General features: G+C 41.0%; 15 protein-coding genes. 14 read left to right on the top strand and 1 reads right to left on the bottom strand.

Annotated elements, in window-relative coordinates:
- The 5 genes from LHW48_03880 to LHW48_03860 all read left to right on the top strand — a co-directional run.
- The coding region (locus LHW48_03880; GenBank protein MCB5259597.1) for a hypothetical protein at positions 1-441 on the top strand (441 nt) is incomplete at its 5' end.
- An 11-nt stretch (positions 442-452) separates the two neighbouring features.
- A complete protein-coding gene (locus LHW48_03875; GenBank protein ID MCB5259596.1) occupies positions 453-1295 on the top strand; it encodes a hypothetical protein in 843 nt (280 codons plus the stop codon).
- A gap of 10 nt (positions 1296-1305) precedes the next feature.
- Positions 1306-1584: a hypothetical protein gene (locus tag LHW48_03870; protein MCB5259595.1), complete on the top strand. Its 279-nt coding sequence runs from the start codon at positions 1306-1308 to the stop codon at positions 1582-1584.
- Between the two features lie 142 nt (positions 1585-1726).
- Positions 1727-2263, top strand: coding sequence for an NUDIX hydrolase (locus LHW48_03865; protein MCB5259594.1), 537 nt, complete (start codon positions 1727-1729; stop codon positions 2261-2263).
- Positions 2264-2272: 9 nt separating this feature from the next.
- Positions 2273-2947 (top strand): metal-dependent hydrolase, encoded by a 675-nt coding sequence (locus tag LHW48_03860; protein MCB5259593.1) that lies wholly within the window; start codon positions 2273-2275, stop codon positions 2945-2947.
- On the opposite strand, the gene tpx is transcribed toward LHW48_03860, so the two are convergent.
- Positions 2937-3440: a thiol peroxidase gene (gene tpx / locus LHW48_03855; GenBank protein MCB5259592.1), complete on the bottom strand. Its 504-nt coding sequence runs from the start codon at positions 3438-3440 to the stop codon at positions 2937-2939. The two genes, LHW48_03860 and tpx, sit on opposite strands and share 11 nt — an antisense overlap.
- Before the next feature lie 476 nt (positions 3441-3916).
- Between tpx and LHW48_03850 the strand changes: the two genes are divergently transcribed.
- The 9 genes from LHW48_03850 to LHW48_03810 all read left to right on the top strand — a co-directional run.
- Complete coding sequence (locus LHW48_03850; protein MCB5259591.1) at positions 3917-4264, top strand: transcriptional regulator; 348 nt, start codon at positions 3917-3919, stop codon at positions 4262-4264.
- 9 nt (positions 4265-4273) lie between these two features.
- Positions 4274-4765 (top strand): ATP-binding protein, encoded by a 492-nt coding sequence (locus LHW48_03845; GenBank protein ID MCB5259590.1) that lies wholly within the window; start codon positions 4274-4276, stop codon positions 4763-4765.
- 6 nt (positions 4766-4771) lie between these two features.
- On the top strand, positions 4772-6055 hold the full coding sequence (locus LHW48_03840; GenBank protein ID MCB5259589.1) for a 4Fe-4S binding protein: 1284 nt from the start codon (positions 4772-4774) through the stop codon (positions 6053-6055).
- Between the two features lie 13 nt (positions 6056-6068).
- A complete protein-coding gene (locus LHW48_03835; GenBank protein MCB5259588.1) occupies positions 6069-6410 on the top strand; it encodes a hypothetical protein in 342 nt (113 codons plus the stop codon).
- Between the two features lie 8 nt (positions 6411-6418).
- Entirely contained in the window at positions 6419-7171 is a 753-nt protein-coding gene (locus LHW48_03830; GenBank protein ID MCB5259587.1) for a PHP domain-containing protein, read from the top strand.
- A gap of 16 nt (positions 7172-7187) precedes the next feature.
- Positions 7188-7670 (top strand): NAD(P)H-dependent oxidoreductase subunit E, encoded by a 483-nt coding sequence (locus LHW48_03825; GenBank protein ID MCB5259586.1) that lies wholly within the window; start codon positions 7188-7190, stop codon positions 7668-7670.
- Between the two features lie 4 nt (positions 7671-7674).
- Positions 7675-8244, top strand: a complete 570-nt coding sequence (locus LHW48_03820; protein MCB5259585.1) for an ATP-binding protein — start codon at positions 7675-7677, stop codon at positions 8242-8244.
- Positions 8244-8609: a (2Fe-2S) ferredoxin domain-containing protein gene (locus tag LHW48_03815; protein ID MCB5259584.1), complete on the top strand. Its 366-nt coding sequence runs from the start codon at positions 8244-8246 to the stop codon at positions 8607-8609. Before LHW48_03820 ends, LHW48_03815 begins: the two co-directional genes overlap by 1 nt.
- Positions 8610-8624: 15 nt before the next feature.
- Positions 8625-9467, top strand: an 843-nt coding sequence (locus LHW48_03810; protein MCB5259583.1) for an NAD(P)H-dependent oxidoreductase subunit E, incomplete at its 3' end; no start/stop codon positions are given.

Below are 9467 nucleotides of genomic sequence, written 5' to 3'. Positions count from 1 at the left end.
ACATACGGCGATATCCCTATATATTTAGATGAGTTTTTTTATGATACATATCAGATCAATTCTCTCAATAATGGCAGAATCTTAGTTAAAATCATGGAAAATATTGCTCACCTCAACCTAAGCACTACAGCAAGTGAGAAAAACATATTTGATCCTGCTATGAATGAAATATTGAACATAGAATATGGAACCAAGACTGGTTTTTTGGCTCGTGCAATCATTCGCATCTATGATGCACAGGGTAGATTGGTTGCTACTCCCGTACATCAGAACTTTTCAAGCTCAACCGGTATTGTTAGCACTACTTGGAATGGTAGAGATAGCAATATGAATTTACTAAAACCTGGTCTGTATTATTGTCATGCCGAAATATCTAATCGCGAAACCAGTAAACGCTTTTCAACCGTACAACCCATTGTGATTAAATCACGATTGAAATGAGGGAGATAAACATGAAAAAGATAATTCTACTTGGCCTGGTATTGATTCCCTGCACTTTGCTCTTAGCAGTTTTTAACGATTACCAACCCTCGGCTCGCGCACGGGGTATGGGAGGCGCTTTTACTGGAGTTGCAGACGATGTAAATACAATATTCTACAACCCCGCCGGCTTAGCAGAATCCGGATATGAAGCAAAGATTGGATTCTCTCGGCTTATGGGGGAAGAGTTTTCTGAGTATAAAACAGCTGCTTTCGGCGTTAAACTCCCCAAAGGGATTGGAACATTAGGTGCCGGCATCCGCATGATGGATGTTGATTACGAAGATTACACCTTGTATCAAGATCAGATCTTTACTCTCAGCCATGCTTTTACGCTGCAAAAGGACATCCACTCCACTATCAATGTTGGCTACAATCTAAACTATTATGGACTTACTTTTGACGATGACGATTCAGATGATGCCTTTGGAATTGATCTTGGAGTAACAGCGCTTCTTCATAACCGTACAAAAATAGGATTTGCAGTAAGCAATCTTGCCAAAGCCAAAATGGGATATGAAAACCAAATAGATCTTCCCAATAAACTGGCTTTAGGTATTGCCTACGTTCCTTATGATGGTGTAACTACTACCGTTGAAGTGAAGAAAGATTTTGCCGAAACAACCGAGTTTATGGGCGGAGTGGAAGCCAAACTATTTGAACCCTTATTCATTCGTGCCGGCGTTCATCAAAACCCTGCCACTTATTCTGCCGGAGCTACTTTTGTAGTTGAGGGTGTGTCTGTTGATTATTCGTTCACCATGCATTCTGTACTTTCTCCCACTCACTACTTTAATCTAGGTTACAAGTTTTAAAGGAGTTATGATGGCAGCATTGTTCAAACGCTTTTCTCCAGCATATATACCCTTACTGTTCGAAGTGTTTAGACATTTCAAAAGAGACATAAATCACAATGGAAACATCAAAAAAGCTGACCATACTGCAGAAAAAATGGCTACAATGGAACATATGCTTGTCCGCTTAGAGAAAAAAATCCAATACAATCGCGAAACTTATGAGAAGATCGCAAACCGGATTTACCTCTGGCTTACAATTAATAGCGTTTTACTTATTGCAATTGGTGTAAAAATCTTCTTCTATTAGTCTTTATACCCGTTGTATCTTGGCAGGTTTCTGATGAAGCCTGCCTTTCTTTATGTTCGTATAATCATATCCATACTATCTGCTATTAATCCTATCTCAGTTATTTATTTGACAAAGAAAGATAAATCTAAAATATGGTAATATGAGAGAAGTTAAAACAGTCAAAGACCTATATCAAAATGCAAACTTCTGCCAATCTTGCGGTGAAAAACTGGAGATCCGGACAGATCGTGAAGGCAAACTCCGCGCCATCTGTCCTTCTTGTGGCTTCATTTTATACAAAAATCCCATCCCTGCAGTTGCTATCCTGGTTATTAACGACCATAATGAAATTCTTCTGGTGAAACGCCTTTTTGAACCCAGAGCAGGTATGTGGGCTCTCCCCAGCGGCTATATAGAAATTAATATGAGTCCCGAAGAAAACGCCATCGCCGAAATGAAAGAAGAAACCGGTCTCGATGGCCAAGTGGATTACTGTATTGATTGGTATTATGGTTATAGCCCTATCTATTTAAGAACTCTTAGTATTGGCTTCAAAATGAATATCATTGGGGGCAAGTTACAAGCTGGCGACGATGCTGAAGAGGCAAGATTCTTCCCGCTGGATAAGCTTCCTCCATTAGCATTCGACGCCCATAAACACTTCATAAAGCTCGAAACAGGCATAGATGCCCTATAAGGAGGATGTATGACTCTAAGGTTTTTCGCTCACGCTTCCTTTCAAATTGTAACAAATAATGGCATCAGTATCGTTATTGATCCCTGGTTGGATCAGAATCCCCTATCCCCTGTAAAATCCCGTGAAGTAAGGGCAAACTATATCTTTCTCACCCATGCTCATGGCGACCACAGCGGAGACGCTTTGAAGATAGCAGATAAAAATACCGTAATAGTTGCCGTATCTGAACTTGCGAGTTACTTCAAAGAGACTGGTTGCCAAACCCATGCTATACAAATAGGGGGCGCATTTAGTTTTGATTTTGGCACAGTAAAATTTGTGAAAGCAGAGCATGGTAGCATGACACCCGATGGCAGATATGGTGGCATGGCTGCTGGCATCATTCTTACCATTGATGGGATTACTGTGTACCACATGGGAGATACTGGCTTATTTGGGGATCTTAAACTCATTGCTGAAAGTCAGGCAACAGACTATCTTCTTGTCCCCATTGGTGGTAACTATACTATGGATCCTGAGGATGCCGCAATAGCTTGTTCTTGGCTAAAACCGCGTGTTGCTATACCCATTCATTTTAACACGTTCCCCGTTATAAAACAAGACCCCGTGCGATTTGCAGAACTTTGCGCACAGCACGGGATCTCAGTAAAGATTATGAAACCGGGAGAGACAATCAGTGTATAAGCGCAGCTAAAGCGGCCTCATAATTCGGTTCGTGTACGATGTCATCGACAAGTTCGGTATATTTTATCTTACCCTTTTCATCTATTATTATAACAGACCGAGCTAAAAGCCCAGCCATCGGACCGTCAACAATCTCCAAGCCATAATCCTTGCCAAAATTACGATTATGCATCTCAGAAAGAGTATAAACTTTATCAATTCCTTCCGCACCGCAGAATCTACCTAATGCAAAGGGAAGATCGCGTGATATTCCCAAAACAACTGTGTTGTCTAAGTTGGCGGCTTCTGCATTAAACTTTCGCACGCTCATTGCACACACTCCGGTGTCTATTGAAGGGTATATATTCAGCAACAACTTTTTCCCTTGGAAATCTTGCATACTCACATCCTTCAGATCAGCTGCGGTCAGCAAGAAAACCGGGGCTCTGCTACCAATTGCCGGCATCTCGCCAGCGGTATTTATCGGGTTTCCTTGTAGTTTTATCTTTGCCATTTTTACCTCACATAAGATATTATACTTATATGATAGGCTATTGTTCATAAAAGGCAAACTCTTTTTGTGTATCAAGTTCTGCTCAGCTTTATTCTCAGAAGATTCTGAACTATCTATTCATCAGGAAAAGAAATGTATCTTGGGGCAAGTGATCTTATAAATATATTATGCTGTAGTCGTGAATTATGACATTAAATCAATTGCATAGTTTAGTCTTCATTTTTCTCATAGCTAGCCCAATGTTTCACGCATTGCTTAAGGAAGTTTTCTCCTGCTATTATCCTATGCAAGCAGGATTAGATCTGCTTGAATGATACTTAGTGATTACTTAGAATATACAGAAAGGGATGAAGATACCGAAGTAAATTGTATCTACTAAGAAGTATAAATATATTCTTATTTCAGTACTTTTCCCTTGACTGATAAGCTATATTTTTTGAGAGTGTTTCTTAGAATAATCACAAGGTGAAAATTGAATGACTCTTAGCGATATTGTAACTTTGCTGGATGGTGAAGTGCTATACCCTGAAGCAGATATGAATAGAGAGGTACCCTGCGCTTTTGCGTCGGATATGATCTCAGATATCCTAATGTGTACAAAGGAGCCCACCCTACTTCTTACCGGGCTCACTAATAACCAAGTTATCCGCCTCAGCGATATGATTGATCTTAGTGGAATAGTATTTGTTCGAGGCAAACGCCCCCTACAAGACGTCATTGATATGGCAGCTGAGCGTGGTTTACCAATAATATCCACCAAATTTACCCTTTATCGAAGCAGTGGTTTGCTGTTTAATGCCGGCTTGCGAAGCTGCAAGATATAAATATTACTCATGGCTGAATATTGGTTTGTAGCCGATGGCTATAACGATAAAGTGCAGAGTTTTCTTGCCGACAATGGAGATTCGGAAGTAGATTTGATGTTTACCGTCCCAGAAAAGGATTTCAATACCGCGGGGAAAGGTTCTTCAGAGGTAAAAAACCTATTGAAACGCTTAGGAGTAGATTCAGATATCCTGCGTAGAATCGCAGTTGCTTCATACGAAGCCGAAATAAACGTTGCCGCACATTCACGAGGCGGTGTTATGCACAGTGCTGTTTACGATGATCTCATACACATCCGATTCGAAGATGAAGGACCTGGAATTGGAGATATAGAACAGGCAATGATACCAGGATTTTCTACGGCAGACGAATTAGTGCGTGAGCTTGGATTTGGCGCTGGATTAGGATTGCCCAACATAAAAAAGAATAGTGATGCCTTGCATATTGTTTCAGATGCCGGGAGTTCTACCTTGGTTGAATTTATAATCTTCTTTTCTTGAATAACAATGAATAAGCAAAATTGCAAATACTTTCATGCCATACAGATATTGGAAGATAACTGTACCGGATGTACTGCCTGTGTACGAGTGTGCCCTACCGAGGCAATACGCGTTCGTGACCGTAAGGCATATATAGATCCAAATCGCTGTGTTGATTGCGGAAATTGCGTATCTGCATGTGAATTTCATGCCATCATTCCTTCCAGTGATCCTTTGGACATCATACACAATTACAAGTATAAGGTTGCAATAATCTCATCTAGTTTCTTTGGTCAATTTTCGGAAGACATCAGTTATGCAAACGCCAAACAAGCAGTTTTGGAGCTTGGTTTTGATGAGGTTGCCGAAGAAGCAATGGTAACAGATTTCATGATTTCGATAATCCGTCAATACATCAGAGAGAATCGTGATAAACGTCCAATTTTAAGTAGTAACTGTCCTGCCGTAGTGCGCTTGATTCAAGTAAAATATCCATCGCTGTTGCCTAATCTTTTTCACCAAGAAGCTCCAATGAGCATCCTTACCCGTTATCTTAGAGAAAAAATATCTAGGGATGAAAGCTTAAGTGAAGATGAAATAGGCATATTTTTAATAGTGCCCTGTGTTGCACACGTTACGGCTGTTCACCAACCGGAAGGAGCCTATAAACATCTGCAAGACGGAGCATTTTCGACTGGAATGATCTATGGCAAGGTTAGGGAGATTATAAAAACCGTTCAAAATAATCCCAAACCAATCGACACATATCCACAGGGACTTACTTGGGCACTTTCAGGAGTACAGGCAGAATTGGTAGATACCGATGATATAAGGGCACTCTCAGTAAATGGTGTTGATAATGTAATGGACATCCTTTCTCGAGTAGAGGATCATTATCTGGATCAATACGATTATATTGTTTTACGAAGTTGCACGAATGGTTGTGTGGGTGGCTGTCTTAATGTGGAAAACCCATTTGTGGCAATGAGTCGCATCAAAAAAATGAGTAAAGAGGGTGAAGACAAGGTTATTCATGTAGAAGAGCTGGAACGGCTTCACTCCTTAGGAGAATTCACTGTTTCTCCTTTAGCACCACGCCCAATAATGGAATTGGATAAAGATATAAAAAAAGCAATTCAAAAAATGAAGAAAATTAACGAGTTTCTTACCATGCTTCCGGGGCTAAATTGCAGCGCATGTGGAAGTCCAACGTGCTATGCCCTTGCCGAAGATATTGTATTGGGAAAAGCTTCTATAGATGATTGTGTGGTATTGAAACGCGGAAAGATCAGCGAAGACGACAATAATTAAGAAAGGATAGATAATGAGCACACTTAGTGAATATTTACATATGATTGATGGCGTTAACCACACACCAGCAATCGACCCTGAAACCATAAATATCACAGATGCTTATGTAAGCGATATGCTGAGTGATGTAATGGGTTCTGCCAAGCCCGATCAAGCTTGGATTACTATAATGAAACATTTGAACGTTATAGCCGTGGCTTCCATGACAGGAATACCCGTAATCATATTTGCCAAAGGGAACACTCCTGACGATGCCGTATGCGACAAAGCCCTGGAAGAAAGTATCTGTTTAATTAGCAGCAAACTTGACACTTTCAGATTAGCTGGATTACTTTATAAAGCCCTAAAATTGTAAAGAGTCATATGCGCATATATAGCGCTGATCTACACATACATAGCGTGTTATCTCCATGTGGTGGCTTGGAAATGTCTCCCTCTGCTTTGGTAGCTAAACTAAAGAAATTAGGCATCGAATGGTTTGCGATTACCGATCACAATTCGATGGCAAACTGCCCAGCCTATGAAAGCGTAGCGCTAAGAGCTGGTCTTTTTTTTACTTGGGGAGTAGAGATTCAAACTTTGGAAGAAATCCATCTATTGGGCTATTTTGATGATAGGGAAAAAGCCAAAGCATTCGATTTGGTGCTTTATAGATCACTGCTTCCTCTTCCAAATGATCCCGATTATTTTGGAGACCAAGTAATCATTGACGAAAATGAGAACATTTTAAGAGTGGAATCTCGAGCTTTGATAAATTCCTCTACGTGGGATCTTGCCATGGCAACTCAACAGATAATTGATTTTGGTGGAATTGCCATTCCGGCGCATATTGATGCTGAAGTTAATAGCATCATATCCCAGTTAGGGTTTTTACCAGCAAGTCCAAGCTTTGAACTTTTGGGTATCACTGCTTCGCTTAATCTGAACGAGTATCTTGCAAAACACCCGGAATTATCTGGAAAAGCGTTCTTGCGAGCCAGCGATGCACATTACCTAAACGATCTTAGAAGTGGAGTATGCAAACTTCATATTGAACAAGCATACGCCAACGAACTTTTATTGGCTGCCCATAAAACAGGTGGCCGCTATATAAATAATGATATTATAAATGACTGATATAGAAGGAGGAGTTATGGCATCCATAGCTCAAGACACAAACAGGCTCTACGAGCGCCTGGCCGAGGCAATAGAAGAAAAAAAAGATCTTCGCAACCCGCTGATCGAAATCTTACGTATCGCCCAGGATATTTTTGGTTACTTGCCCATTGAAGTACAGGAATTCATAGCCGAGAAAATGAACATCCCTGCCAGCAAAATCTATGGTGTAGTAACTTTTTACAACTTCTTTTCTATGACCCCTCGCGGTAAATACACTCTTAATGTGTGTACTGGCACCGCATGCTTTGTTAAGGGTGCTCCCCGCCTTATCCAAATGCTCAGTGATGAGCTTGAGGTTGAGATTGGTGGAACTACTAAAGATGGACGTTTTACTATGAGTGCCGTACGTTGTGTTGGCGCTTGCTCACTTGCCCCTGTATTCGTTATCGGTGAAGATACTTACGGACGCATTGATAGTAGAGATAAAATTAAAGAAATATTGAGTCGTTACGAGTAATATAATGCAAGATATATCTTTGCACCTATTGGATATAATTGAAAACTCCGTTAGAGCGGATGCCAAAAATATCAAGGTGCGCGTTATCAATAATGTTTTAAAAAACCGTTTACGCATTATAGTGGAAGATGACGGCTCGGGTATGGATGCGCATACTTTAGAGAAAGCTCAGGATCCTTTTTATACATCAAAGGAAGAACGAGTAAAAAAAGTTGGCTTAGGCATTCCACTATTTAAACAGAATGCAGAAATAGTAGGCGGAGCTTTTAAAATGGCAAGTGAACCCGGATTTGGCACTGTCCTAACCGTTGATTTTCCTTTGGATCATATCGATAGAATGCCCCTTGGAAACATGAAAGACACCTTATTAGGCGGGATTATTGGACATCCGGAAGTAGATTTCTTTATTCACTTAATCTACAAAGACAAAGCCAAAGAACTCTGCTTTCACTTTGATACTAAGGCTATTAGGGAAGAATTGGGAGATATCCCTCTCACCTATCCCGATGTTATTGAATATATAGACCAATCACTATTTGAAGGAATACAAAATACAAACATGGAGGATGTCTGATGAAAACACTGGCAGACCTTAAGAAAATCCGTGAAAAAGCCCAGGAAGATATGAAACTTCGTGGTGGTAACGCGCGCATCAAAGTAGTAGTCGGGATGGGAACATCCGGAATTGCTATGGGCGCACGTGAAGTTATGAAGACTTTCCTGGAAGAGATTGCAGCAAGAAACCTTACCGATGTTATGGTAACACAAACAGGTGAAAAAGGACTTTCTTCGATGGAACCGGTGGTTGACCTCATTGAAGAGGGAAAAACCAAAGTTACATACGGAAACATGAATCCAGACAAGGTAAAAAAAGTAGTAGTCGAGCACATCGTAAATGGCAGAGTTGTCTCCGATTATGTTGTCGCTACCGGCAACTAAGGCAGGAGGAATTAAATGTCTCTGAAACGTATTGACCTTTTGATCTGTTGTGGTTCCGGATGTGTATCAGCCGGTGCCCTTAAGATCAAAGAACGCTTTCACGAAGTGCTGAAGGAACATAATATCACCAACGAGGTAAATATCATTGAAACGGGATGCATGGGTCCTTGTGATTACGGTCCGGTTATGGTTATTTATCCCGAAGGTATCTTCTACAAGAAGGTAACCCCAGATGATGTGGCTGAGATTGTTTCCGAGCACTTTGTTAAGGGCCGTCCTGTTGCAAGATTGATGCTTCAGGAAGAAGAGAAAACTTTCTCGGCTCACAAAGACATTCCTTTCTACCAAAAACAAGTAAAGGTAGCCTTGGAAAACTGCGGTTACATAGATCCAGAAAGTCTGGATGAGTATATCGCAACCGGTGGTTATGAGGCACTGGGCACTGTGCTTACAGAAATGAAACCGCAAGATGCTATAAACATCATCAAAGAATCCGGATTGCGCGGGCGCGGCGGTGGAGGCTTCCCTACCCACATAAAATGGCAGATGGTTCATGACGCCAAAGCAGATCAGAAATACATAATCTGCAATGGTGATGAAGGTGACCCTGGCGCTTTTATGGATCGTTCCCTATTAGAAGGAGACCCGCATCGCATTCTGGAAGGAATGATGATTGCAGCTTATTGTATGGGTGCCAGCAATGGATTCTTCTATATCCGAGCTGAATATCCCCTTGCCATTAAACGGATAAAAATGGCAATTCAACAAGCCAAAGAACTTGGTCTAATGGGCAACGATATCTTTGGATCCGGCTTCAACTTCGATGCTGAAGTTCGCACTGGTGCAGGAGCCTTTGTT

Source organism: Candidatus Cloacimonadota bacterium (assembly GCA_020532355.1).
GTDB lineage: Bacteria > Cloacimonadota > Cloacimonadia > Cloacimonadales > Cloacimonadaceae > UBA5456.
Note: the sequence above shows the minus strand (reverse complement) of the source record. Positions and strands in the feature narration are given on the sequence as shown.

What these genes read in the sequence shown, in the direction of transcription:
- LHW48_03875 (MCB5259596.1), top strand. Translation starts at nt 453, where the DNA reads ATGAAAAAGATAATTCTACTTGGCCTGGTATTGATTCCCTGCACTTTG.
- LHW48_03870 (MCB5259595.1), top strand. Translation starts at nt 1,306, where the DNA reads ATGGCAGCATTGTTCAAACGCTTTTCTCCAGCATATATACCCTTACTG.
- LHW48_03865 (MCB5259594.1), top strand. Translation starts at nt 1,727, where the DNA reads ATGAGAGAAGTTAAAACAGTCAAAGACCTATATCAAAATGCAAACTTC.
- LHW48_03860 (MCB5259593.1), top strand. Translation starts at nt 2,273, where the DNA reads ATGACTCTAAGGTTTTTCGCTCACGCTTCCTTTCAAATTGTAACAAAT.
- tpx (MCB5259592.1), bottom strand. Translation starts at nt 3,440, where the DNA reads ATGGCAAAGATAAAACTACAAGGAAACCCGATAAATACCGCTGGCGAG.
- LHW48_03850 (MCB5259591.1), top strand. Translation starts at nt 3,917, where the DNA reads ATGACTCTTAGCGATATTGTAACTTTGCTGGATGGTGAAGTGCTATAC.
- LHW48_03845 (MCB5259590.1), top strand. Translation starts at nt 4,274, where the DNA reads ATGGCTGAATATTGGTTTGTAGCCGATGGCTATAACGATAAAGTGCAG.
- LHW48_03840 (MCB5259589.1), top strand. Translation starts at nt 4,772, where the DNA reads ATGAATAAGCAAAATTGCAAATACTTTCATGCCATACAGATATTGGAA.
- LHW48_03835 (MCB5259588.1), top strand. Translation starts at nt 6,069, where the DNA reads ATGAGCACACTTAGTGAATATTTACATATGATTGATGGCGTTAACCAC.
- LHW48_03830 (MCB5259587.1), top strand. Translation starts at nt 6,419, where the DNA reads ATGCGCATATATAGCGCTGATCTACACATACATAGCGTGTTATCTCCA.
- LHW48_03825 (MCB5259586.1), top strand. Translation starts at nt 7,188, where the DNA reads ATGGCATCCATAGCTCAAGACACAAACAGGCTCTACGAGCGCCTGGCC.
- LHW48_03820 (MCB5259585.1), top strand. Translation starts at nt 7,675, where the DNA reads ATGCAAGATATATCTTTGCACCTATTGGATATAATTGAAAACTCCGTT.
- LHW48_03815 (MCB5259584.1), top strand. Translation starts at nt 8,244, where the DNA reads ATGAAAACACTGGCAGACCTTAAGAAAATCCGTGAAAAAGCCCAGGAA.